Source organism: Colwellia sp. Arc7-D, from assembly GCF_003061515.1.
GTDB lineage: Bacteria > Pseudomonadota > Gammaproteobacteria > Enterobacterales > Alteromonadaceae > Cognaticolwellia.
This window is the reverse complement of the sequence record NZ_CP028924.1, coordinates 1738916-1763474: the sequence shown is the minus strand read 5'-3', so window position 1 is coordinate 1763474 and position 24559 is coordinate 1738916. Positions and strand designations below refer to the sequence as shown.

The following is a 24559-nucleotide window of genomic DNA, read 5'->3' as shown; positions in this document are numbered from 1 at the left end:
GTCAGGCTGATATACGTAGATAGGGAGTTTCAAATGCCGTTACGGAAAGTAGATATTGCAACTATTGCAACTATAACTATATCAATAGTAACTGGTATAGTTTTTATCGCAGGACTAAATACAAAACTTGAACTTTTAGACCCTCAAAAGATTCAGTCTCAAATAGACAGTGGTATCAAGAAAGTCAGTACAGAAGCAAAGAAAGGTGTGAATCAAATCCCTGTTGGTTCGGTCGTGGCATTTGCAGGTCCAAAAGCTAATATCCCTAAAGGCTGGATGTTATGTAATGGATTAAAAATAGAAAAAACCAGGTCTGAATATGAAGAGTTGAGGCTTACTATCGGGTATACCTACGGTGGCTCTGTACAGGAAGATTATTTGAACCTTCCTGACTTTAATGGCTTATTTCTCCGAGGCATAGATCGTTCTGGCCAAATTGATATGGAAGGAGAACGGAAAGTAGGTCATATCCAACGAGGCTCAACTGCTCTCCCTACGACACAATTTACTACAGCGACAGATGGTTCCCATCAGCATAGCTATAGCTCAAACAATCAGGTTCCTAATCAGGGAGGACACAGCAATTTTTGGTTTTCTACACAAGCCCCTGTATCAAAGAATACCACGGGAAATTCAATACATAACCATACGGTTTCTAACGGGGGTGATAAAGAAACTAGACCCGTAAATGTTGCAGTATTCTGGATAATTAAGGTTTCAAGTTCCAAGTAATGCGTATCAATAGAAAGGGAAAACACAGTGGTCATTTGTCATTAGTACAACTTTGCATGAAGCGGACTTTCATATTCTTAGGATACTGACTTTTATATACATGTACAGCGTACTACTAGATTTCCTCTAATGGTGCGGGTAACTGATTATGGGGAGGCTTTCAACAGCATATAAAATAATTATCAATTGCTACCAAAGTTCGCATTTTCATTTGCGAATTTACATAGAAATCTCATTAATACTCAGCGAATGGATTTGTCAGGCGAACTTCTATCCTATTAGGTTTCAGTCCTGTTCTTTAGTAACGTTCTGTATTTGCATAAGTGATGGTTTAAAGTTTTCGGGAGTTTCTACATCGAACTTCACATTTTTCTCACCAGTTTCCAGTAGAACCTGCAATTTTGTATTAGAAAACGGCACCTGTGAATATAATGCAAAGCAAGCATTTGTTTTACTTCCTATAGTGAGGCCACTATTAGTTGATAAAAATTCTTTTACTTCATCAATATTTTCAATAGGTTTAATGATTAATTTAATCTCTCTGTCAACGGTGATGCTCTTCTTATGCAAAACCGAAACATCGCTTACATTGAGGACTTGTTCCCCATTATTATTGAGCTTAACTAAAATGTAATTCCTTGAACCAGGCTCCATATATGCGACCGGATCCTTAATTTTACCTTTTGGTCTAGTCTTATCATGAGTTTTAATGTTTACAATGTAGGTAAGAAAGCCACCTATAACAAGGCTAGCAATGCCTACTAATGCAGCAAAGCTTGGCTCCTGATAAAAAGAAAGATCTGGTTTTTTGCATATGTTGTTTTCAAACTTACCAGTTTCACAGATGATGTTTTCGGTTATTGGAATGGTTTTGACTTTGATGCCACCATCATATAACTCCAACTTTGGCTTTTCTGATTTGCGTTCTTCTGTTGAGTCAGTATTGTTTGCGTTCTCCATGACTAATCACCGCATCTACAAAGAAGGCCCTTGACGTTGCCTTTTTCATTGACTTGCATCTCCTCGCAATGTTCTGAGCATGAATGTGAAATGCAACCTTCTATTGTATATGCGCAATGAAGACGTTTTATATACTTTCTCCACTTATCTTTGACCCAATATTCACATTTTATCCTGTGAAGCCCCCTTGAGTTTGATTGAGATTCATCAAATACTTGTACTTGTTGAGGGATAATCTCTTTATTTAATGTTGTTTCCGGTTGATGTTCTTCAGGGTAAATTAACGTGTAATCATTCCAGCGTTTAAATGCAATAAATGTTTCTGAGGGATGCAAGTCATCGATTTCAATGATTGTTTCTTTCTCAATTAGAGGTGAGTGTGATCTTACGAGCAATAAAAAACCTTTTACATCTCGTTTTAATAAGTGGGTGGGTGGGTATAAATATCTACTTTCTTGATGTTTTTTCGTACTAATAGTTCTAGATAGTGACTCAATGGCATATAATGCTGGCACCTTATATACCTTAATTACCCTATCTAGTTCAATTTCATAAGGGAGGAAGTGTGCCTGATTTCGAACTAAATCATCGATATCGAGGTAATTAATTAAGTTAGGCATTGGTTAACATCCTTATACAGTTTAAATATTTCTCCATTAAATTTATATAACTGTAGTTAAAGTTTAGGTATATGCAAATCTTGAATGATGTATTTTATGTGCACACGTAAGTGTTAGCTTCCCCTAAAACCTAGTTGACGAAGTCTCTAATGATCACTAGCTTAATGTTAACAAAGATACGATTGCTGACATTAGCCTTAGCTTATCTAGCGACAAGTGATCCGACATTGCAGACATTTCAAAGAACCCGACCCCGCAGTTCGGGTTTCCATGATTGGTTTAGATCAAACCCAATATGGAACTCATACGATGAGAAGAACGAAGCCATCATTGATATACAAAAAAACTAAAAATCTACGAGCGTGCCAATTGTTGCTAGGTCATCGAAAGCTTGAAAGCACTGTTAGGTATTTAGGGATTGAAGTTGATGATGCTCTTGAGATTTCAAAGAGTATCGACTCTTAGGTATTGTGCCAGATCCATAACTGGTATCTGGCAACAACGCCACCGTTGCCGTCAGTCACTTAGTGGAAAAGTGACCATTAACCCGACTACACCAAGCGGTTTGATTTTTAGCACTACTATTTATAAGAGTAATTTTCCCTTTAATACTTCAAGTTGTTATCATTCTGTATATTCTCGGCCATTATCAAAAACAATTGCTTTTCCTCTGGGCAATAGCGTACAGCCAGCTGCCGCCAACTCTTCATATGACAATGCAAAGTCAACAAAAACCACAGTGATACTATCGAAAAATATTTGACCAGCTTTTGAGCGAGAATAATGCCCACTTGCATCGATTATAAACTGGTATCCTCTGTATCGAGGTGGCTGTTTCCTTCCATCTGGATATTGATGCTCTACAGGGTGTGTTGGTGTTATTTTAAAATAAGATCCTCCACCATTTAATTCTTTGTAATTGCCTGTTGATTGCGCCACATTTAGACGACAAAATTGTTTATTTTGAACTGGTTGATAATCTATAGTCAACCGACTTTTATCACCTTGACCTGCATTGCAACCAATTTTCTGAAGTGTATTACCCTCGGTTGCTTTACCTATATAGGTTCTATTTAGAAAACTAACATCATCCCTTTTTGATATTGAATCCGAATACACTTGAAGTGATTCTTCATATCCTAAGCAATACTCTGCTAAAGCGGTGACAGGATAACTCAATATAAGTAGTGCAAATAAAGCAGCTAGGTGTGTTTTTAATTTTTTCATAGCATTAGTTCCTTTAATTTTTTTATCAAACATCCTAATTATAGTGCAGAAATTACAAATTTCCCCTTGCTGGCAAGAGTTAGCGTTATGAGATGGGATTCCAAAGGCAGGTATGAGCTTAAACCAGCCCCACAAACATGCTGTGAATTTTGGTTTAAATTGTCCCTAATATGTTTATGACTTCACAAAAGCTAATGTCATCAAGGCACTTAGTTGCAATTGTTTTCTTGTTTTTTATGACGTTTTTTGTAACTTCCCTCAATAATTTTATGCAAGAACTTCAATTATTTTACCAATATTACTACGGCCCATAAAATACTATTCAAGAATTATCATCCTTCGTGAAGATCCACAAATAATTGAAAAAACGTAATAAAACATCAATATCACCTTCACTAACTTTAAAGCTTTGTTATACATATATGTATAACAATCAATACCTTATAAATAAAAGTAATTGCTAACAAGGTTAAATTAAACTAATCTGTTAAATATAAAGTAGGAATTGAAGAACAAGATAAAAAGTAAAATTATGTAGTTTAAAAAGGTATCTTCAAAATGGCTAAGAAAAAAAAGGACAGGGTAACAGTAACATCAGCTTTGCATGTCCCTAATGTAACTCAGCTAGCAATAAAAGGTGGTGATGGATTACCCGACTATAAACGTTATTATACATGTGCACACTTTCGTTTTTTTTTCGAACCTAAAAAATCAAGATCTGAAAATATTTCAGGTCGAATAAATATTGGTCTTAGGGATAATACATTTAAGATTTTCAGTGATGGTAAAATAATTGTCGGCCTTGAAATAGCCGAAACATTTTGTCGGTTATTAATTGAGCATTTCAATATTAACAAACCAAGAACACCAAAATATATTAATTCTCAATGTGAAGCTTTATTTAAATATCTTGCTCAGCTAGAAAAAATTCCAGCCACGTTTGAAGAGATCACTTTCTCTATGTATGTGGGCTTTATCCATAGTTCTTCAAGTGTTATTAATACGAATGCAAGAAAACATTTTCTTACAATATTAACACTTCATCCCTTAACTAAATCGTTTTATTTTTTATCAGTAAGATTTTCTGGACAGGAACAAACTCCTATTCAAGAGCTTGACTTTGATACTCTATTTGACGAAAAAGACTATTCTGATCGAGTCATGATGCAGATGTTGGCGTGCTGTTTTTATGAGCTGGAAATTTGGAAGAAGCGCTATGAACTGATGTTAAGAACGACTAAAGAGAGTCTGGGTGAAAATTATATAGAGAGGTATTCATCGAAGGACACAATATTAAAAGGTTTATTAACGAGCGGCAAGGATGGACATGACAAGCTATTCTTAAATTTTTTACTTGAAGTAAAACAAGAGCGAGCTGGAGCTAAGATCAAGCATAGATGCTCTCAAAGTGATCTAATACGAAAGGTCGCAGAAAGGGACGATTATATAGAGCTAGGTGGATTGAGTCTTTTTACTAACTATTCGAAATATCTGGCTGACAAAATGTGGAGCTGTCATGCAAAATCAAAGCTCCCTAAATATAACAATTACCTATCTTTTAAGACTGATAATATGGCTGTTATCTTAGCACTTTACATGATGATTTCGACAGGAAATAATCAAGAATCAATTGTAAGTATTAAACGAAACTACAGAAATAAATCTTGGTATGAAAATTTTGACGTAAACCTTGGAGTGGATGAAGCAACACCCGCAGCACAAAAAGAAATTCGAGTAGTTGGTTATAAGAGTAGAGGTGTAACTAGCAGCAAACCGATACCAATGCGTATTCCGATCAACTCCCCTATTTTTGAATACATGAAACTTTATGATGACATAGTAAATGACCCTGGAAGAGATAATTTCTTTACAATCGATATAAATGCAATTGGAAAGTTCTATAACAGATTCTGCGCTTCATTTGAAATACTCGATGATGATGATATGCCACTAACTAGCATTCAAACAAGTAGACTCCGTAAAACTTTTGCTGGTCACTTACTACTCGAATTAATTGACGATGTTAAAAGCATTGAAGATTTAATTAATAAGTTACGTGAAGCACTCAATCATGAAAAATTTGATACCACCTTATTTTCTTATCTCATGAAAACGGGCATGGGAAATCAGGTTATTAATGCTGCTACTATTGCCCTGACAACCAACATGCTTAAAAAGGCAATGGCCTTTCGAGGTAAAGTCTGCGAAGACACTGAGCGTTCCACAACAAATAAAGAGGTCTATTTGTGTGACTGCACAGATGATACACGCCCCACGCATAATATTCCCATTGCTGAAAGATGTAAAAAGTACGACATGTGTCTCGGTTGTGAGCGTTCCGAAGTCTACGCTGCGCACTTACCTAGTATTTGTTACCGTATCATGCAGTACAATGAAATGGCTATTAAAAACCCATTGATATTCAGTGACTTACTTGAGGATAGGCGACAAATTGCTTTGGATACCATAAATAGGTTTGGCGATGAACATGGTCGAGGCATTGAAGTTGTTGAACATGCCTATTATGAAGCAACTAAAGCAATGAAAGATGGTATTCCATTGCTTCCAGCCATAATACAATTCCAATAAGAGGTTTGAAATGTTAACTAAAATTAAAATTTTAAATAATCAAGAATCTCCATATGATATAGGTAAAAAGCAATGGGACCTCCTTGATGAGCTGGAGTCTAAGTATGAATCAATTGATATGTCTAAAGTTATTCACGATGGGCTGTTTCTTGATCCTATTTGGCTCATGGTTAATAGAGGTAAGGTTCAATTAATAGATTTTAATAGGTTATTTCCCAACAAAGCTCACTACCCCCTAATGCTGCTTTGCCGTGTCGTGTGCTATCAACTTTTGGTGGTCTATGGTTATGCAGTCAATACGGTTTGCAGAAGGTTGAAGTCTTTTGTCCTCCAGATAGTTAATTCGGGGCAATGGGATAACATTATGTGTGCTGAGCGTAATCAACCATTCCTACTGTTCTCTGCAATGGAATCCGATGCATTAACTAATATTGCCCAAACGCGTTTAGCAAAAAATGGCGGAATTAGTAATGACGCATTTGATTTTTTGAATAATTGTTTACATCTTAAACATCTTGCGGGGATTGACGTTTTTTTGGCAGGAATAAGCTTACCTTGGAGTGAGCAAGGCATAGGGGTTAACGCTTGGATAGATCAGCAAAGAGAAGTCACTGGAGTAATAAAAGAAAACAGTTTTTATGCTCCTATGCCATTTGAAAATGTATCTAACATCGTTCAAAACGCACTACCTATTGTTGAAGATCATCATGATGAACTAGTCATTTTTTTTAACGATTTTAATACATTAATAGCTAGTTTTGAAAATGTACATGGAGCCAAAACTAGTAAGCTATGTAGGGACCTTGTAGAAAAGCACAAAGATATGTTTTCTTTAATATTGCCAGTCGAATACGGTAAACATAATGTTAGCGGTGATTACGCCCCAATTAAAAGTAAGTGGATAACTAACTTGTTCAATTTGGTTAAGAGTGCCTGTAGCTGGATAATATTACTATCAACCGGATTACGAAATTTTGATATGCGTGATTTACGTATCGGCTGTTGCCAGCCATCGAAGCGTTATAAAGGGATGTGGTGGTTGGTCGCTGATATTAAAAAGACTAAAAATCGTCTTGTCATTCCTGTTGGTGAACCAACTTATAAAGCGGTAAAGCTTCTAGAAAGCGCTCGCTACACCTCTGTTGGTAATTTCCTATTAACACCCAGCACATATGTTACAGGTAACTCATTAAATAGCAGCGATCCCACTCATGATGAACCGGGTAAAATTCAATATGGGAGTACATTTAACGATCTTTTAAAAGTACTTCCTAAAACTTATGGTTTTTCAATCAAAACTATTGCAGAAGATGATGCAGACGCAACCGCTCACTGTATACGTGCCACTCTTGCTGGTTACATTGCTGAAAACTCCAACGCAGCAATTTTTATTTTAAAGCGCTTATTTGGGCACAGTAACCCGTTAATGCCAAACGAGTACATTTACAGGAACCCGCTAGTCATGAAGAGACGCGAAGATCTTCAGCTAAAACTAACTGAAGATATGGCTAAAGATATGGCTCATGCAGTGACGTATGGTGAGGTCAGTGGTCGCAATGGTGAAAGATTACTCAAGGGCGCGGCACACATGAAAGCGAAAGTTGAGCAGGAATTACGATTAAAAAACCAAAGTTTGACAGAAATGGAAATGTTTCAAACGTTAGAAGAACGGCTAACCCAAATATTCTTAGATGATATGAGAAATGGCGAGACATACGCTCTGCTTACCCCTATGGCAGTGATATGTAATCGAGCTTGTAACAACACATTAGATAGTCCATGCGCGGTACAAAGTAATAATCAGGACCGAATATCTTCAGGGATTAAAAAAGCTATAACAGATGCGCTGAGCACTCTTCCGAATCCAGCTCAATGCATTGGGATCAATTGTCCTGATGCATTAATGGGTAAAAAATGGTCGAGAGAACTACTCAAGAGTTTTGATTTTTATTACAAATATCGTAACGTGATAGTTCCAAAATCGACCATAGAAGAAGACGCAAAAGTATTTGTAAGCATGTATGCCACGCCACTGATGACTATTTATAGTGACGAGCGAGAAGAAAGATACTTTAATGTTGTTAAGTGATAACCAAGATGAAGAAAAGCGTCCATACGATAAACGTTCACATGATGTACGGATAGCCGATTTAAAATCTGCGTTTATAGAATTAAGTGCGATAGCCAGAATTACAGGTTTAAAAACCGATGCATCAGCAGCTAAGGTGCTAAAAAAAGCAGATATTCACAAATCTTTTTTTGATAAAAAGAAATTAATTAAAGATGCTGCAACCAAGAAACGTTACCTTGATGTGAGTGATGAGATTCGAGATTTTCAAAAAAAATTCAATGAACTGCCACATGAAGATACAATATTAGGTAAAGCTGAAGCGCGTAAAGAAAAAGAAAAAGATCGCGCAATTAAGGCTGAAAAGGAATTGATTAGTAGTCGAGAGCAGGTGGCTGGCCTTTACCAGAAAATAGCTAAACTTCAAAATCGTAATAAGGATAAGGATCATGGCTTAATAGAATTATCCCATCAGGCATTACTGGCCAATAAGCAAAACACATCAAATACAGTTAACTTTGCAAGTGTGGCACTTGTATCACCAGACCTTTATTTAGAAAAAAACGGTAGATATTGCTTCGATGACGAAGCTTTGCGATCAAAAGCATGGGCACGATCTGAAAAAGATTTGCATGAGGCATTGTGTCGTGAATTGCCGATGAGAGTTTACATGCTCATAGGTCCTGGGTGTGCAGGAAAATCATACTGGAGGAATAATACAAAGTCATATTGGAATGATCGCCATCCTGTCGTTATCGATGCGACTAACCTTAGTACTTTTCAAAGAATGAAATGGTTCAATATCATCAATCAATATATTCGCACTAATGATATTCATATCTGCGGTGTTATTTTTCTTACTCCACTTGATACTTTGTTCGAGAGAAATAACCTACGTATACAAGGAAAAAAGATGTCCGATCAAGTAATTAAGGACAAGTTTAATGCGTTAGAATGGCCAGATTTAAAGGAAGAGAAATTCAATGAAATTGTGGTGGTAAGGCATGGATAAGCAACAGCTAATTGAACAATTTGAAGCAGGAACGATAAACAGACAATCCAAAGGTGTATTGCGCAGAATAGTGATCAAAGAAATCTTTGAAGATCTCATAGAACAGCCCATAGAAATTATTGCAAAAATATTGAACGAAAAACGGACTAAAGTTGATTTAAATGAGCTTGCCAAACTAGTCGGCTATGAGATAAAAGATACCAATATTCGTCAGTCATTTATGGATGAAGTGAGGCCCTTTCAAGACAAATTAAGACAAAAAGGTCATATTATACTAGCTGAAAAAAATCGCACTCAAGAAAAGGATGAAAATACTAAGGCGCTCATTGATTTTCTTCACGCACGACTTGCTGAACCTGATTACAAGTGGCCAATGCATTTAAGGGGAAACCTTTACAGACGCGCTATTTGGGCATATTTCATCGATACGCCACTAGACGAGGTGAAATATCCTGGTGCGCCCATGTCACAAAAAGAAGTGAAAGAATTATGCGCTATTATTGATGTAAAGATGGTGAACAAAGAGTTGCAAACCCTCGATTATTCGAGTACTTCTGCTACAGATGAAATGTCCGACACCATGGAATCAAAAGTTATTTCTCGACTACGCAAAGAGCTAAAAGAAAGCAAAGAACAACTGGTTGAAGAACGAGAAACTCGACTTGATCTTGAAAAAGAAATTGAGCAATTGAAATATAAAAAGAAAGAGTCGTTGGGTGCTGGTCGTGATGCAATTAAAGCCGAGAGTATTCGCTAATGAAAAGTTCAACAGGTACGGTCAGCAAGATTGTTTTTGAATATAAAAATAAGCAAGTCATTGTGTTGAATACCAAGCAAGATTCGATTCAAGTGGTAATTACAAATGCTAATTTGTACGTTGAAAAAAATGAACATATCCATGTACGAGGAAGACTGATAAAACATGCCATTTGGGGGGAACAAATACATGCCGATGAGATTGATTGTACTCCAGTGACCCATGAACTACTTGCCAATTTTTTAATGACAGGTGTTGGAATTGGTCCTGCAATTGCTAAGCGCCTGATGAGTCATTTTCCTGATGAACTACTCATTTTAATAGAGTCTGATAATATTGATGTACTGTCCTCTATACCTAGAATTTCAAGATCAGTTGCAACAGTAATTTGCAATAATTGGCGTAAACAATCAGGTAAAGTTCAGTTGCTCGAATTTATGGATTCGGTGTTACAAAATACCCCAGTCTCTTCACGGAAGCGGTTGAGGCAAGTGGCTAAAAAAGCATATAGCTTTTATGGTGAAGATACCGTAAAGAAACTACAAGATGATCCCTATAGAGTTTGGGCTTTCTCAACCTTTGCACTAGCAGAGCGATTTGCTACTTCAATGAAGATTCCAAAAAATGATAGTCGCAGACTGATCTGTGCGGTAGAAGAAATTTTATTCAGACAATTAAAAAAAGGCAGCACACAAGTTGCTCCACTCGACTTTGCTGATGCCTTAACTAAGCTTGTCGGCACACCTGAGCTGATGTTTGATGCATTGAAAGCAGCAGTGGTCGCGGGAACAAAAGAAAACCCACGCATTGTCGTGTCAGAATCATCTTGTCCAAAAAATATGCCTGATAATGAGCGTTTGTATCATAGGAAGTTTGCCCTCCCCGGTACAACGATCATGGAAAACTATGTCACACAACAATTACGCGAAAGGCTTAACAATAACATTTTACCTATCGTAATTAGCGATGATGTTCTGGATAATTATGTGCTGCAAGGCCATAAACTGAGCTATGAACAGAAAAACGCAGTTAGAATGATTTTGACCAATGCCGTTAATGTCGTTAGTGGCGGAGCTGGCACAGGAAAAACGTCAGTTCTGTTTTGCGCTAATGATTTAATTAAACAATCTGGTAATGATGTCCTTCAAGTTGCATTGTCAGGTAAAGCAAGTCAACGCTTGATACAGCAGACAGAGGACGATGCTTTTACAATCGCAGGGTTGCTAAATGAAATTGAAAAAAATGATTCATTTTTAGATCGGTATCAGACACCTGTGGTGCATATCGATGAGGCAAGTATGGTTGATTTGCAATCAATGTACCGTATTCTTACGGTGTTCGAGAATAGAGCGTTACGTCTCGTTTTTATTGGCGATTGGGCGCAGCTAGCACCCGTTGGTATAGGCTTGATATACCATAAGCTTGTAAAGTCAGATGTGGTTCCTAGGGTTGAGTTGACCATCAATTTCAGAAGCAATGTCGGTATTGTTGATGCGGCTGAAAAAATCAAAAAAGGAATTGTGCCTCAAGACAATGACAATGTTCAAATCATTGAATATGAATCTTCTGAAGAATTACAAAACCTTCTACAACGGCAATACTATACGAATACCTATAATGATAACGAAGCACACATTATAGCGGCTCGAAAAATAACTGTTTCTGAGTCAAATACCGCACTTCATAACTTGTTATCTAAAGGTCATAAAATTATTAAAGTTGCTCCCCAATTTCGCATTGGCGATAAAGTCATTTATAAGCAAAATAACAAGGATTTGGGATTAGTCAATGGCAGTACTGGTACGATAACGGGGCAAGGCCCTGAAACCATGCATGTGACGTTTTCAATCGAAGGCGCTAAAGAACTTATGTTGGAGCAAATTCAAAATAATTCCAAGGGAATATATATGTTGCAACATGCTTACGCTATGACCTGTCACAGCTCACAAGGAAGTGAATTCAATGTTGCGATTGTCGTTGTTGAGGATTTTTCCTTGGTAGAAAGAAGTTGGCTTTACACAGCCATTACTCGCGCCAAAGATAAAGTCGTATTACTTGCGCAGAAAGGTGCCATTCAAAACGTATTGGATCGAGGATTTAGGTTTGAAAATATTTCTGTGGGGTTTGACCTATGATAATTGAACTGGAGCATAGAGATTCTACTGGGATACCAATTCCATATAATGCCGATACTAACGAAGTTAATACGCATCTTTTGGACTTCCTAGTGTTCAGAAAGAAATACAGCAAATTCATTCATCATACATTACGTAATGCAAGCAAAAAGACGATTGGGAATGATGCACACCGTATCAGTTATTTTATTAATCTTTTGGCACAGCAAAAGTATCAAGATCCTGATGGAATAGTAAAGGTCGGTATTCATTATTGCTCTGCATCATATGAAGGCAACATGGTGCCAATCATAGAGAGTTTACGTGCTGCGGAATGGAAAGAGGTATCAATCGAACAATATGTGAAATCCTGGCGTAACTTTTACCGATTTTTAACTGCGACAGATGTTGATCATATGATGTATATGCCGGATACAATAGAAGTAGAACAAAAAGGAGATCAAGATGATAATTTCATATCGCATACTAATTATACAGATAATTATGAGGGTGAGAAAGAAACGGCTATAGATGAGACAAACAAAGAATTTAAAGATGACTATGTAGATTCAGTTATTTCAATGACAGATTTTTGGAAAATTTACGAACATCTCTGTGGAATAGATGAAGTTTATGCTGTGATGGCATATTGTGAATTTGCTACATTAATGCGAATTGAAGGATTAGTCCGTAATTTCCCACTAACTCATAACAAACTTAATCCTCACTTTAAACCTTATGCGTTAGCTGAACGCGTAGCTAAAAATGGTGGAATTCGTATGCAAGACCTACATTACATAGCGAAAGGGGGGAAAATAAAAACAACAAAACTCTCTATTTCAGTTCACAAAATATTTAATGATGAATACATTAAATCCAGCATTTGCAATTATGAGCAACGTTTTAAAAAATATCAGGATGGGTACTGTAATACAATATGGGCTGAAAATAAGCACAGGACTCCACAAATGCGATTCTGTTGGCTTAACAAGAATGGCACTCCGGTATCTATCAGGGAATATCAAAAAGCATTTGAAGATACGGCAAAAGCACTAGGTATTAAAATACATAGTCACATGTTGCGTCACACAGGAGCAACACAATTGCTGTGGCGTTATCTTAAAGAACACAATTTAACAGCATCACACACTAACGAATTACTTGTTGCAGACGCACATCTAATGTTACAGAAGCTATTAGGGCATCAAAGCGTAAAAACAACCAGAATGTATGTGAAAACTATTGAACGTATGATTCAAACTGAAAAATTGAGTATGTTATTGAATTCAGCACTATCTACATCTAGGAAACATCACGATGAGCTTATAAAAGGCAACAAGGTATTATCTAATGGACTTTCTTCTATGGAACGTGCTGTAAAAAATATGGAGGAACATATGACGGGCAGTAATTTATTAGACAAAATAAATCGTAAAATGGGATAAGCTCAAAATAGAGTCTTTAGCCTGTAAAGGCAGGGGAAAACAAAACCCACCTTGCGATGGGTCATGCCCGTTACAACCATCGGGACCTCTCCCTGTGTTGCATTATAAGAATAGCATCGTCATGCCCGTTGTCAAATACCTGACAGGGTGAATTGGGCGAAGCACAAGAGGGGCTGGCGAAGCCCTTTATGTAACTAGAAATCATGCTTGAAATTGGGTTCATTGATGATATGTGACTACGCATAATTTTTGATAATTAAAAACATAACCTCGTGGTGTAGCCCAAGTCTATTTTATTAAAAAACACATTAAACGTTCCAGTTTAGTGAGTAAAGCAGAGGTAATTTTATACAAAAAGTTAATACCCATAATAAATATCTACTTTTCTGTCGTTGGAAAAGTCATTCTTATATGTTGGTCCGTAAGGTACTTGTAAAATTTGAATTCCTTTTAAGCTTTGGTAAGCCTTATCCTTTAAAAGCTTCAATAATTCAGTTTTTACTTTATTAGCTCTAGCCTCTGCAAGATATTTATTTGATCCCCACTCTTTTTTAGCTTCATTTTTTAATGCTCTACGATCAGTAATGCCTATTAGAAGAATAGTTTTAATATTAATATTTAAACGTAATTTTTCATCCAGCATTGATTTTAATTGATAATTAATTGTTTCAACTACTCTATTTGTTTGTAATTCTGTTTTTGCTGTTGTAAAAGGGCCAATATACCCCAGATAATCGATAGTAAATTTGGGGCTTAATTTAGTGTCTATTTTTTTTACGTTTTCTTTTATATTTTTATTTAAGTTTGGAGTTATATAAGCTTTAGTTTCTTGCCATGTTATTTGCATCAATAATAATATGATGAACATGGTAAAAGTTCTGAGTAGATACTCATGAGCCATTTTTATACAAGTAACTTTACTATTAACAGCTATTTTATTATGAGTAATTACTGTCATCATATCTTTAATATAAGCACACTTGGGCCTTGCGTTATTATTTATCTCTATCAATTCACCTATATCTAAACGATATGAAACAGAAACCTTTAAAGTTTTAAAAGCCCAATAGCCAGACATCAAAAGATAAAATGTCGCTAATAGCGATATAACAAGAGATAAATATACTAGATATATATAATGATTAAATACTAATAACTTGGGGATCATTGAGACTAAAACTGGAGCAAAGGCAGTTACAGCCGCTAGGTATATCCCAGCTTTAACATCAGCAGAAGATTTTCTCTGGCACTCCTCTTGATAAAGTCTCACAGTATCAGTATGAATTAAATCTGCATTTTTATTCCAATCGGTAGAATTAATGCGTAGAACGTCATCTCCGAGCTTATTTCTTTGATCTTGAATTTGTTCTGGAGACGGTTTTTCTAACAGTGGAAATATTATCTCCCTTATTGCTTTTAGTTTACTCAAAAGTATTACTCTTCGTAAGCTCATGGATAATAGAATCTGTAATTTTGCTGCCAGTTAAGTTTTCTATCCAAGCCCATTGGCCATTAGGATTGATTTCTAAAAACCAATATTTATCATCAACATCACAAATGAAATCAATTGCACCATACTTTAAATTAAGCTTCTCAACTAACTGAAAACACTTTCTCTCTAATTTTACAGGTAAGGTTATTTTAGAGTGCTTTAAATCGGTTCTGGCACCATTACGCCAATCAACTTCTGTTTCTTTATTCGTTTGGGAAAATATAGCAACTGGGAATATTTCTTTACCAACAACGGTAACTCTAACATCATATTTTTTTATTATTTCTTCTTGGATAATAATTGGGGCTAAAGCTAATGCACTTTCATCATTATCGGTAAACTTATTCAATCTATTCGTGAAGATCACACTTTCTTGAACGCCTGTTATTAGTGCTTGCCGAAGTGGCTTACCAATAACATTATGCTTAGAACTGATTTTTTTGGCTGAAATTAAATCGTTTGTCACACAAGCCGCAGGGATATTAAAATCAAGTTCATGAGCTAATAACAATTGTAAGGGTTTATCTTCAGCAAGAATGATATTAGTCGGAGAGTTCAGCCATAGTCCGTCTAGCCTCATATATAAACTTTTCAATAAACTTTGCCATTCGGCTACAGCATAAGATACTGCTTCATCTCCAATAATAGATTCAATGACTGGCATTCCAGGTCTTCTAAAATATGCTGATGTAATATCATTACCACATACTTCCCCGTTAGGAGTTCTTATGCTCCAATCCTGACGGCTCTGATAGGACATGGTGCATTTATATTTTGGCAAAAGTTCTGTATTTAAACGAAAGTATTTAATACCTCTTCGTTGTAACTCCAAAACAATATAGTCCATAGTTATATCGCGCTGATTTGTGACGAGTAATATCATTTTAATTCTAGAGTGTTCATTGTTGAGTTTCAAAAGGAGATAATAATAAATCTATATCAGTGTTATCATCACTCTCATGAAATGTTCTTGTTTTTGTTGTAAGCTCAAGTAAATGATTTAGCTGCATATAATTATCGTCACTTTCTGTGCTGGTATGTGTTTTTGTCGTTAATTCTAATAGGTGACTCATTTCTAAGTCAGCATCATCACGCTCTTGCTGCACATCAGTTTTGGTTAATGTTTCAAGGAAGCATAGAGACTGATCATCTTGTTCCTCACTTACCTTTGTTTTTGTCGTAAGCTCAGCTCTATTACATACATTGATCACAGGTATCTGTGATTGATCTTGGTCTATCACCCATACATCAAGGTTTGGTGAGTAATACCCAGGAAGCTCACTTTCACTAGTTCTCAAAACAGAGTACCTCATTAAATAAGGCTCTAGCTTAATGTTGGTATTGGTCTTCATTTCCATAATCCATCCTCTACACTATTAAATAGGCAATATTCTATACAGATATAAGATGTTTTACCATGTTACTGATAAATATCAGTAACATGGTAAAACATATCGAATAGCTGAATTATCTATAAATTAGGTATGCTCTCCAGACATAAGCAGACATAAATATTTAAAAGGAAGTCATATTCAGTTCTCAACAGTAGATAATAAACACCCACTAAATTAAAGTCTGATAAAAGTTAAAAAAGAAGAACCATCGTCACTAACTTTTATAAAGTGCCAATGACTACCATTGGCACTTTGAGCGAAAAAATTATTCAGAAAAGTCTGATTTCCAAATTATACAGGCTCTATTAGCTAAATGATTTTGCCTAGATTCAATATTTTCCCTATTCCATTCCGTTCGTGTAATTTCTGATGAAAGAGCATAATCAGAGCTTCTATATACATCAATTTTAGAATCTAATAGCCCATTACCTATGTTCCTATTATCAGACGCAGATAAGAGCGTATAGTTTCCTAATCTGTATATAAGATCACTTTGTAACTCCTCCGGCACAAACCTACTCCAATCGGTAGGAGGGTTCTCAGGAAGAATGTGTTCTATGGTTCCACCATTGGTTTCCCAATCTAGTTCATTAGTTCTAATATGATTTTCAAGTTTAAAAATGATATAGCGGACTAATTTTTTCCTATTTTTTGTAACAATTCGAGTTTTACTAAATGCGAGGCTAAAATCTGAATCATCTATATAAATTTCCCTTAGCTCATTAAATACTGCTCTAGCTGTAGAAATTTCTTCTTCATGCACTTTTATAGATGCTTTGTTTAATATTGACTCAAGGCTATTAGGATTTAATTTCCCGATAGTACTGTATCTAAATAATGTTGCTTCAATTAACTTTAGAACTTTAGAAAACTCAGTAATGCTTAACTTACGATGACAGGCCATTAACAGAGAGTAAACTTGTTTTACACCAAAAACTTTTATTGCCTTTAAATGTGGTCTTAAACTGAGGCTTGAATCCCATAACTCATGGTTTGGTTCCTTGATGGCTCCAAAAACTTCCGATTCACGTTCTAGTTTATCTAGAAAATTTTGAGCTTCACGAGGATTTTGTACATTCCCCTTAATCCGTTTAAATAGTTGATGTGAACGAACTAACCTTTCGGAAGAGTTGATAAAGTACCTCAAAAAGTCTGGTAGTTCCTCACTTTTTACATTTGAACAAATGATATCCCATTGACGTTGTATTATCTGCTGATCAGAATCAGTAACAAGAAGTGAAAACAAATAATTCTTTAACAAATCTGAAGAGCTAAGCTCTATACCACGAGCATTTAGCGTCTCAAAAACAGTATATGCTGATAGCTCATCTTCTACTTCAATCTGTATAAAAATAAGTTTACGAGCTACATCGTTAGTTAAAAAATTAACGATATATTCTCCTGAGGTATTTTCACCAATATACTCGTAAATTTTATTTTTAAAGTATTGCCCGCATTTCAACATTAATTTTGAAGAAGGATTCGTACTTCTAGAATTATGAGGTTCTTCAAGTTGAATAATAAACCTTTCATAGATGTCATTATTGTTATTATTTAACCTGAGTTTACTAGAATATCTTAAGCTTGACGGATCTCGGTCACCAACATATCTGCTACGGACAATATCGGATCTCGTTCTATTATTTTCTGCATCGTTATCAGTATCAATAAAGTCTTTTAATATCGATAATATTGATATTACAAAAATACTTAAGGTTGTTATCCTTTGTTGCCCATCAATAATTTTATATTTTCTATCTTCATGTTGCTGTAAGACTAAGGACCCCATGTAATGTTTGTTATCATCACCTGAAGTTACTTCCAATATGTCGTTCCAAAGATCCTCCCAGTGCTCTTCTTTCCATGAGTAATCCCTTTGATAAAGTGGTACCTCAAAACGCTTTTCACCGCTCAACAAATCAGAGAGGTTAACAGTATTGGTTGCTAATAAATTACCGGGCAAAATTTATTCCTTATTCCTTTATAATTAATACAACGATACCCCAAAGATAAAATATTTCAAAGGGAAAACTTCTGTCAATTTAACGCGAAATATTAGTTACATAGCCAATTATTTACTTTACATAACTTCTGTTTGTGGCAGTGAATTCAAATGTATTTTAATTGCTAAATGTTCACACTGTATAATCATCCTGTTATGACTGCTATCGTATCTTTACTGACCTAATCAACTGTACGATTAGGTCAAATTCAAAATTCAAAATTGAAAAGTGTCAGATAAAATACGAGCTATTGCAGCTAAGTTTTACTCCTTGGCGTTAGAAGTGGTAGATATTTTCCTTAGTGCTCTTTGTTGATATTAACTCCACATTTTCTTATTTTCTAAAATTGTCTTAAAGGGAATCAATAAACACTTGATATAAAAGTACCTAAAACTCGGAAAGCATTATTGCACTGCCAGATTATTAAATGATGCGTATTGTTCCAATCAAGATTTTTTTAATGGTGTGTTAGCTTTGATAAAAGCATTTAACTCGGCCTTTGTTTGTATTTTTTTAAAATGCTCAGGGGGAATTTTCAGGTATTCCAAATGTTTATTATTTCCAATGACTTTTCCTTTTTTATCTGCGTTTATTGCAGAAATCCATAGCCATGAATCGAAGTTACCTTCTGTATTTGAGTAGGCATACCAAACAGGGATATTGAATAATTCTTGAAACTCCAAGTATCGCGAGGACTCTTTTTTAATACCCAAAGTAAACTGACTATAATTCTTAACATCTACAGCTATAGTCCCTATTCCTTCTATCAACAGCAATACATCTGGCCTTTTTATTTGATCTTTAAATACATGTGAAAATGTATCTATTCCTTGTTCAAAAAAGACAAATGGTAAATTGTTGTGATTTAACCATTCACAAAACCCCACTTCGCCTTTCCAACCTTTAAGTTCGGAACAGCTCACTTCATCCTCACTATAAGTAAAGTATTCTGATTCAATAAATTTAAAATAGGTGAAACCTGTAATTGTATCAAAAGGAGAACATTCAGAAAAATCCTGAACAGTCTCCTTATGAGGACATTCTTTACAATTTAGAACTTCAGGGTAAGGTGGTGGACTATCTGCAAATTCCATCGTATCAGTAATAATATTCTCATGTCCGCATTTCAAGCATTCGAAGCGACTAACTATATGTACCAGCATAACCTTCCAATTTATATTTATTATAAATAAACATTATCACAGTTTAACAAAGTATAAAGGTATTAAAAGCAATTACTTAATGAGAGTTCTGGCTATTGTATTTTTGATAGTTGAGATGTAGTGGCACGGTAAGAGCAAGCTCCTTAGTTGTTATATACACCATTATTATCAGCTCTTATTTATGCATAATGGATACAAAGTTTAATCGGAAGGATGGATTGGCTTTTATTTACTAATTTATCTCTTGTGGCAACAATGACAGGTAGCCTAGGACATTATGAATAACTCTAGCCCTTCAACATGATCTAAATTCAAAGCTTTACAGTATTGCACATACTCATGAATATTTAATTTTCTTTGACCCGTTTCAATTTTACTAATAAATTGGAATGGCTCATCAATAATTATAGCAAGTTCCCTTACAGATAGGCCCTTAGCTAATCTTCCTGCTTTCAACCAAATTAGGAAATTTTGATATTTTTCTGTATTTATTGATTTTATCATTGTCCCGATTATAGTGACATGTTACTTCGTCACCAAATCGGGGACGGTGAATTGACTGAATTATATATTTTTTATAATAATAAATACAAGTGGCAGAGTAGAGGTTAGTAATTATGGAAAGGACATATTTAGATGAAGGCGTTTTGATATCTGTACTATCAAATGAGGGCTGTGAACTAAAATTTATTACAGGGAAAGTAATCGATGATAAAACGAAAAGATTTCAGGTTGGTCGGTTCTTAATTACATTGCAATTAGAGTTATGCGGCAAAGATGTTTTCCTAACTAAACGAGGAGAGTTATACGAAACTTCTGACTATCCTTGTATCACAGAGGTATCATGTGCTGAGTTTTTATTAATGCGTACCAATTCTTTTAGCTTAAAGCAAATATTAGACATTCGAGAGTGTATAGATAAGGCAAAGCTAATTGCGGCTTTTGATGAATAGACGGAATTTCGGTCAAAATTTTTGATTGAATTTACCTATTATTACCTGTTTTTTGTATTAATAAAGTGGACTATATGGAAGAAAACCACTAAATTTAAACGGTACACATGAAATACCGTAAAGCATTCATTCTATCTACACTTCATCAAAGTGTACTGTTTAACTTTTCATATTAAGTATAAAATCGGTACGGATAGCCCCTTTTATTTTTTCTTTTTCCAAAGCGGCAATATCAATATTTTCATCGCTAACCGCTTCCAGTAAGGCTTTATGTTCTGCTGCTATGGTTTTTTTACTATGAAAGTACTTATGCGATACCTTCTCAAAACCTTCAAAACAGAGAAATAAGCCACCCAAAACTAAGAGAACCGTGATCAAGGGAGGTAAAAAAGCACTGATAAGTAAAGCAGATGGCACTAAAATTAATTTATTGAGAAATGAACCTTTGGCAACAGCCCAAACAACAGGTAGCTCTCTATCAGCTTTAACACCCGAAACTTGTTCAGCATTAAGGGCTAAATCATCACCCAGAACGCCGGCTGTTTTCTTTACTGCTACCTTAGATAAAATAGCAACGTCATCTAGTACGGTTGCAATATCATCTAATAAGGTTAATAAACTTGCACCTGCCACGTTCAACTCCTTCGATTACTCTCGTTATTCGATAATTAATTCGTTATTTTTTTAACAATGATTTTAAATCTGCAAACGGGTTATATGTTGCGGTGTCTTGATTGGTATCACCCGCTTTAACTTCCGTATGATAATTTGCATGGTCAGTGTATTTAGCATGTTCGTTGTCATGACAGTAAATACACAATAACTCCCAATTACTTCCATCGTTGGGATTGTTTGTATGATCATGGTCCATATGGTGAACGGTTAATTCTCGAATATTGGAATATTCAAAAGCGCGCGCGCAACGACCACAAACCCAAGGATACAGTTTCAATGCTCGATCACGGTAACCTTGCTCTTGGCGTTTATAATTAAGGCTGGAGCCTAATCTATCTGAGGACATAATATGAACTTTTTCAGTAACTAATACGGTATTGTATGAGTAAGGTAACAGAACTGCAATACGGTAATTTTAATCAATGCAAATGTCCCGATAAACGCTAACACGTTTTGAAGTATTCTCTTTAATGCCGCTAAAATTTGTCAGATCAATCTGGTCTGCTCTCTTTACTTATAAACAATAACTTGCCATGATATTTGACCATAGCAAAATGAGGAACATTCATGAAAACCGTCGAAGAACAATTATCAAGTTACAAGAGTGTGCATTTTAATAAATTCAATATAAAAACTCACTTTGTTGGCGTTCCCCTCATTGTTTGGGCAATTACCGTATTGTTAAGCTTAAATACATTCACCGTTGAACTAGCAGGTAAAACAATAAGTTTTACTCCAGCGATAATTTTTTTCACACTAGCAATGTTTTATTATTTAAAATTACACCTAAAGCTAGCCCTTGGCATGCTGTGTTATGTTGTTGTAAATATTTACCTTGCTAGTTTAGTGTCTGCTATGGAGAGTGCATTGTGGATTGGTATAATAGGATTTATTATTGGTTGGATTATCCAATTTATTGGTCATATATATGAAAAAGCTAAACCTGCTTTTTTCGATGACATTATGGGTTTAGCTATAGGGCCGTTATTTTTAATGGCTGAAGTTTACTTTATGCTTGGTTTTGAGAAGAACCTTGAAAAAAGCATCACACCAATGGCAATAGAAAAACGTAGATTGATAGAGCGTGCAAAGTGAAAGTGAAAGTAAGCCATTAGGGACGCATTGAAGTAAGCTTCCCTAAAGGTGATATATTTACAACCATAGCTGTATTTAACTCGCCAGTATTACTAACTCTTTATAAAGATGCCTTAAAAGTAAAAATAATAAATACAAGACATAAAATTGAGTACCCCTTTCTACTTAAAAATTTCACGCCACCTTAGGTTTATATTTTTGTCATCAAACATGAGCTGATGATCAAACCAGTATTATACGCATCAGCTATTCTTAACTATTATTTTAGATCCCCCTGTAAACCTATACAAAATCTATTCAAAACCTATACAAAACCTATACAAAATCTATACAAAAATCCTGTAAAACGGTTCAACACGATTAAAATTTGTAATATATCACTTAGCCATTAATAACCTCTCGCCAGTCAGCTTTGTATCAATGTATTAGTATTTATTATCAATATTACATTAAGTATTATTTTTTAAAACAGTAACTCCAGTAAACTTTAATTTTAAAAATAGTTATTGACCGATCGGTAATCAACCTGTAAATTGCAGTTATTGACCGAACGGTAAACAACTAACTGATGGATTTATTATAATGGCACGCCCTAGAGAATTTGAAATAAATGATGCATTAGAGAAAGCCATGGAAGCCTTTTGGGGTAAAGGTTATGACGCGACCTCAATGGTTGATTTAATGAAAGTAATGAATTTAAACAAAGGGAGTATTTATGCTGCCTTTGGCAATAAACATGCTTTATTCACCAAAGCTTTAACACAATATACAGATACAACATATGCACGCATAAAAAATATATTTACTAGTATAGAGGCGCCTAACGAAGCCATGAAAGTATTCTTTGATGAAATGCTAGTTGAACAATCAATACCAACAGATAAAGTAAAAACAGGCTCCCTAATGGTCAATTCCATCATAGAACTTGCCCCACATGATGAAGCTGCAAAAATCATCCTGAATTGTCAGGTAAAACGACTTGAAGCCATATTTTCAAAAACTATCGCGAAAGGTCAAGAGACAGGAGTCTTTAGAAATGACGCCAACGCCAAGGATATGGCTATTGAAGTAAGTGTATTTATATTTGGCATTATGTCATATCGGAAAACTGGTTGTGATATAGCCAAAATACAAAGCATTACTGACAACTATTTAAATTCGTTAACAGCGTAAATTTTTTAACTAACTAAACAGTCAAAAATAAACTAAAAGGAAATACCCATGAACTTTAATATTTCAAACATTACAAAAGGCGTTATAGCTGGATTTATTGCTACATTAGTACTTACTGCACTTATGATGATGAAGAAAATGATGGGCGTAATGCCTGAGCTTGACCCCATTCACATGATGTCTGTTATGGCGGCTCAGAAAATGGGCATGGAGACAAATATGATGGTTGGGTGGGTTATGCACTTTATGATCGGCGCAGTTGCATGGGGTGGTGCATTCGCTGTATTAAATAATATTTTACCAACACAAAACCAAATGATAAAAGGTATTATCCTTGGCATTGGTGCTTGGCTTATCATGATGGTTGGTCCTATGGTAATGGCTGGTAACGGATTGTTCGGTTTAGCTTTAGGACCTATGGCACCTGTTATGACCTTTATGCTACACATAGTTTTTGGTGTGGTTTTAGGGCTTGTATATCAAAAGTTAACTCATTCTACACCTAGCGTTTAATACGTTAACTACAGATATTTCTGGTAACAGCAGTGAAGCTAAAATGAAATTTACTCGAAACAATTTTAAAATTGCGATTGTAGGTGGCATAGTTGCTCAAATTATTTTTGAAGCCTATGCCTGGTTAATATCACCACTGCTTTTTGGCCCAGAGCTTCAACCAGCTAAGTTAGTCATGGGCCTATTTCAAAAGTATCTTGGTATAAGTATTACTTATCCTGTGGCTTTTGGAATTCACGCTTTTATTGGCGCTATAGGCTTTGGGCTATTCACCTTATTATTTTATAAGTTGCTAAACGGGCGCCCTATATTATCGGGTGCTATTTCTGGACTTATTTTGTGGTTTGTTGCACAAGGAATATTAGCTCCAGCTATGGGACGAGAATTTATGATGGGCTTTGGCGCTTATACACAATCCTCTTTTATAGCGCATATAGGTATGGCGTTGATCATTACGTTATTTATAAAGTGGCGCTTATCTATTGTAAGACTTTCTTAAATAGCGATAGTAAAACCTTAAGGGCCATTAATTTTCACCTTTTCATTACTTTAAGTAAATAACGATAAACTGCAC

22 protein-coding genes and 2 pseudogenes are annotated in these 24559 nt (G+C 35.4%); 13 read left to right on the top strand and 11 right to left on the bottom strand.

The window, feature by feature from the left end; translation table 11 throughout:
* Window positions 1-33: 33 nt before the first annotated feature.
* A complete protein-coding gene (locus DBO93_RS07665) occupies window positions 34-732 on the top strand; it encodes a tail fiber protein (protein WP_108455790.1) in 699 nt (232 codons plus the stop codon).
* 285 nt (window positions 733-1017) lie between these two features.
* Here the strand turns inward: DBO93_RS07665 and DBO93_RS07660 are convergent, their stop codons facing one another.
* Both DBO93_RS07660 and DBO93_RS07655 read right to left on the bottom strand, forming a co-directional pair.
* Window positions 1018-1692 carry a hypothetical protein gene (locus tag DBO93_RS07660; RefSeq protein WP_108455789.1) on the bottom strand — a complete coding sequence of 225 codons (675 nt, stop codon included), beginning with the start codon at window positions 1690-1692 and terminating at the stop codon, window positions 1018-1020.
* A gap of 2 nt (window positions 1693-1694) precedes the next feature.
* Window positions 1695-2312: a hypothetical protein gene (locus tag DBO93_RS07655; protein ID WP_108455788.1), complete on the bottom strand. Its 618-nt coding sequence runs from the start codon at window positions 2310-2312 to the stop codon at window positions 1695-1697.
* 264 nt (window positions 2313-2576) lie between these two features.
* Between DBO93_RS07655 and DBO93_RS07650 the strand changes: the two are divergent.
* Window positions 2577-2777: pseudogene (locus tag DBO93_RS07650) on the top strand (integrase); the annotation flags it as partial.
* A 159-nt stretch (window positions 2778-2936) separates the two neighbouring features.
* On the opposite strand, the gene DBO93_RS07645 reads toward DBO93_RS07650, so the two are convergent.
* Window positions 2937-3539, bottom strand: a complete 603-nt coding sequence (locus tag DBO93_RS07645; RefSeq protein ID WP_162533746.1) for a hypothetical protein — start codon at window positions 3537-3539, stop codon at window positions 2937-2939.
* A 558-nt stretch (window positions 3540-4097) separates the two neighbouring features.
* On the opposite strand from DBO93_RS07645, the gene DBO93_RS07640 reads away from it, so the two are divergent.
* Genes DBO93_RS07640 through DBO93_RS07615 form a run of 6 tightly spaced genes read left to right on the top strand, consistent with a single transcriptional unit; the run spans window position 4098 to window position 13524 of the window.
* Complete coding sequence (locus DBO93_RS07640) at window positions 4098-6128, top strand: hypothetical protein (protein ID WP_108455786.1); 2031 nt, start codon at window positions 4098-4100, stop codon at window positions 6126-6128.
* Between the two features lie 10 nt (window positions 6129-6138).
* Window positions 6139-8217, top strand: a complete 2079-nt coding sequence (locus tag DBO93_RS07635) for a hypothetical protein (RefSeq protein ID WP_108455785.1) — start codon at window positions 6139-6141, stop codon at window positions 8215-8217.
* A complete protein-coding gene (locus DBO93_RS07630) occupies window positions 8204-9208 on the top strand; it encodes a hypothetical protein (RefSeq protein ID WP_108455784.1) in 1005 nt (334 codons plus the stop codon). Before DBO93_RS07635 ends, DBO93_RS07630 begins: the two co-directional genes overlap by 14 nt.
* Window positions 9201-9965 carry a hypothetical protein gene (locus DBO93_RS07625; protein ID WP_108455783.1) on the top strand — a complete coding sequence of 255 codons (765 nt, stop codon included), beginning with the start codon at window positions 9201-9203 and terminating at the stop codon, window positions 9963-9965. Before DBO93_RS07630 ends, DBO93_RS07625 begins: the two co-directional genes overlap by 8 nt.
* Complete coding sequence (locus DBO93_RS07620) at window positions 9965-12100, top strand: ATP-dependent RecD-like DNA helicase (protein ID WP_108455782.1); 2136 nt, start codon at window positions 9965-9967, stop codon at window positions 12098-12100. The genes DBO93_RS07625 and DBO93_RS07620 overlap by 1 nt, the downstream gene beginning before the upstream one ends.
* The gene (locus tag DBO93_RS07615; protein ID WP_108455781.1) at window positions 12097-13524 is read left to right on the top strand and encodes a tyrosine-type recombinase/integrase; all 1428 of its coding nucleotides are present in this window, start codon (window positions 12097-12099) and stop codon (window positions 13522-13524) included. The genes DBO93_RS07620 and DBO93_RS07615 overlap by 4 nt, the downstream gene beginning before the upstream one ends.
* Before the next feature lie 358 nt (window positions 13525-13882).
* Here DBO93_RS07615 and DBO93_RS07610 read toward each other — a convergent pair whose 3' ends face one another.
* The 6 genes from DBO93_RS07610 to DBO93_RS07585 all read right to left on the bottom strand — a co-directional run bounded on the left by DBO93_RS07610 (window position 13883) and on the right by DBO93_RS07585 (window position 20080).
* A complete protein-coding gene (locus DBO93_RS07610) occupies window positions 13883-14953 on the bottom strand; it encodes a hypothetical protein (protein WP_108455780.1) in 1071 nt (356 codons plus the stop codon).
* Window positions 14946-15899 (bottom strand): MvdC/MvdD family ATP grasp protein, encoded by a 954-nt coding sequence (locus DBO93_RS07605; RefSeq protein WP_108455779.1) that lies wholly within the window; start codon window positions 15897-15899, stop codon window positions 14946-14948. Before DBO93_RS07605 ends, DBO93_RS07610 begins: the two co-directional genes overlap by 8 nt.
* 16 nt (window positions 15900-15915) lie before the next feature.
* Window positions 15916-16374 (bottom strand): hypothetical protein, encoded by a 459-nt coding sequence (locus tag DBO93_RS07600; RefSeq protein ID WP_108455778.1) that lies wholly within the window; start codon window positions 16372-16374, stop codon window positions 15916-15918.
* Between the two features lie 301 nt (window positions 16375-16675).
* The gene (locus DBO93_RS07595; RefSeq protein WP_108455777.1) at window positions 16676-18373 is read right to left on the bottom strand and encodes a DUF262 domain-containing protein; all 1698 of its coding nucleotides are present in this window, start codon (window positions 18371-18373) and stop codon (window positions 16676-16678) included.
* A 486-nt stretch (window positions 18374-18859) separates the two neighbouring features.
* Window positions 18860-19507 carry a hypothetical protein gene (locus DBO93_RS07590; RefSeq protein WP_162533745.1) on the bottom strand — a complete coding sequence of 216 codons (648 nt, stop codon included), beginning with the start codon at window positions 19505-19507 and terminating at the stop codon, window positions 18860-18862.
* 336 nt (window positions 19508-19843) lie between these two features.
* A complete protein-coding gene (locus tag DBO93_RS07585; RefSeq protein ID WP_108455775.1) occupies window positions 19844-20080 on the bottom strand; it encodes a helix-turn-helix transcriptional regulator in 237 nt (78 codons plus the stop codon).
* Between the two features lie 113 nt (window positions 20081-20193).
* Here DBO93_RS07585 and DBO93_RS07580 point away from each other — a divergent pair, with 113 nt between their 5' ends.
* Entirely contained in the window at window positions 20194-20529 is a 336-nt protein-coding gene (locus DBO93_RS07580; protein ID WP_108455774.1) for a hypothetical protein, read from the top strand.
* A 165-nt stretch (window positions 20530-20694) separates the two neighbouring features.
* On the opposite strand, the pseudogene DBO93_RS07575 reads toward DBO93_RS07580, so the two are convergent.
* A pseudogene (locus DBO93_RS07575) lies at window positions 20695-21162 on the bottom strand (DUF808 family protein); the annotation flags it as partial.
* A 43-nt stretch (window positions 21163-21205) separates the two neighbouring features.
* Window positions 21206-21550: a YajD family HNH nuclease gene (locus DBO93_RS07570; RefSeq protein ID WP_081149954.1), complete on the bottom strand. Its 345-nt coding sequence runs from the start codon at window positions 21548-21550 to the stop codon at window positions 21206-21208.
* Window positions 21551-21771: 221 nt separating this feature from the next.
* Between DBO93_RS07570 and DBO93_RS07565 the strand changes: the two genes are divergently transcribed.
* From DBO93_RS07565 to DBO93_RS07550, 4 genes are all read left to right on the top strand, one after another.
* Entirely contained in the window at window positions 21772-22299 is a 528-nt protein-coding gene (locus tag DBO93_RS07565; RefSeq protein ID WP_108455772.1) for an Mpo1-like protein, read from the top strand.
* A gap of 582 nt (window positions 22300-22881) precedes the next feature.
* The gene (locus tag DBO93_RS07560) at window positions 22882-23472 is read left to right on the top strand and encodes a TetR/AcrR family transcriptional regulator (protein WP_108455771.1); all 591 of its coding nucleotides are present in this window, start codon (window positions 22882-22884) and stop codon (window positions 23470-23472) included.
* Window positions 23473-23520: 48 nt separating this feature from the next.
* Window positions 23521-23985: a DUF6789 family protein gene (locus tag DBO93_RS07555; RefSeq protein ID WP_108455770.1), complete on the top strand. Its 465-nt coding sequence runs from the start codon at window positions 23521-23523 to the stop codon at window positions 23983-23985.
* Between the two features lie 43 nt (window positions 23986-24028).
* Window positions 24029-24484, top strand: a complete 456-nt coding sequence (locus DBO93_RS07550) for a hypothetical protein (RefSeq protein WP_108455769.1) — start codon at window positions 24029-24031, stop codon at window positions 24482-24484.
* Window positions 24485-24559: the final 75 nt, after the last annotated feature.

Excerpts from the sequence above, each read along its gene's own strand:
- DBO93_RS07665 (WP_108455790.1), top strand. The coding sequence starts at position 34 with ATGCCGTTACGGAAAGTAGATATTGCAACTATTGCAACTATAACTATA.
- DBO93_RS07660 (WP_108455789.1), bottom strand. The coding sequence starts at position 1,692 with ATGGAGAACGCAAACAATACTGACTCAACAGAAGAACGCAAATCAGAA.
- DBO93_RS07655 (WP_108455788.1), bottom strand. The coding sequence starts at position 2,312 with ATGCCTAACTTAATTAATTACCTCGATATCGATGATTTAGTTCGAAAT.
- DBO93_RS07645 (WP_162533746.1), bottom strand. The coding sequence starts at position 3,539 with ATGAAAAAATTAAAAACACACCTAGCTGCTTTATTTGCACTACTTATA.
- DBO93_RS07640 (WP_108455786.1), top strand. The coding sequence starts at position 4,098 with ATGGCTAAGAAAAAAAAGGACAGGGTAACAGTAACATCAGCTTTGCAT.
- DBO93_RS07635 (WP_108455785.1), top strand. The coding sequence starts at position 6,139 with ATGTTAACTAAAATTAAAATTTTAAATAATCAAGAATCTCCATATGAT.
- DBO93_RS07630 (WP_108455784.1), top strand. The coding sequence starts at position 8,204 with ATGTTGTTAAGTGATAACCAAGATGAAGAAAAGCGTCCATACGATAAA.
- DBO93_RS07625 (WP_108455783.1), top strand. The coding sequence starts at position 9,201 with ATGGATAAGCAACAGCTAATTGAACAATTTGAAGCAGGAACGATAAAC.
- DBO93_RS07620 (WP_108455782.1), top strand. The coding sequence starts at position 9,965 with ATGAAAAGTTCAACAGGTACGGTCAGCAAGATTGTTTTTGAATATAAA.
- DBO93_RS07615 (WP_108455781.1), top strand. The coding sequence starts at position 12,097 with ATGATAATTGAACTGGAGCATAGAGATTCTACTGGGATACCAATTCCA.
- DBO93_RS07605 (WP_108455779.1), bottom strand. The coding sequence starts at position 15,899 with ATGATATTACTCGTCACAAATCAGCGCGATATAACTATGGACTATATT.
- DBO93_RS07600 (WP_108455778.1), bottom strand. The coding sequence starts at position 16,374 with ATGGAAATGAAGACCAATACCAACATTAAGCTAGAGCCTTATTTAATG.
- DBO93_RS07590 (WP_162533745.1), bottom strand. The coding sequence starts at position 19,507 with ATGGAATTTGCAGATAGTCCACCACCTTACCCTGAAGTTCTAAATTGT.
- DBO93_RS07585 (WP_108455775.1), bottom strand. The coding sequence starts at position 20,080 with ATGATAAAATCAATAAATACAGAAAAATATCAAAATTTCCTAATTTGG.
- DBO93_RS07580 (WP_108455774.1), top strand. The coding sequence starts at position 20,194 with ATGGAAAGGACATATTTAGATGAAGGCGTTTTGATATCTGTACTATCA.
- DBO93_RS07570 (WP_081149954.1), bottom strand. The coding sequence starts at position 21,550 with ATGTCCTCAGATAGATTAGGCTCCAGCCTTAATTATAAACGCCAAGAG.
- DBO93_RS07565 (WP_108455772.1), top strand. The coding sequence starts at position 21,772 with ATGAAAACCGTCGAAGAACAATTATCAAGTTACAAGAGTGTGCATTTT.
- DBO93_RS07560 (WP_108455771.1), top strand. The coding sequence starts at position 22,882 with ATGGCACGCCCTAGAGAATTTGAAATAAATGATGCATTAGAGAAAGCC.
- DBO93_RS07555 (WP_108455770.1), top strand. The coding sequence starts at position 23,521 with ATGAACTTTAATATTTCAAACATTACAAAAGGCGTTATAGCTGGATTT.
- DBO93_RS07550 (WP_108455769.1), top strand. The coding sequence starts at position 24,029 with ATGAAATTTACTCGAAACAATTTTAAAATTGCGATTGTAGGTGGCATA.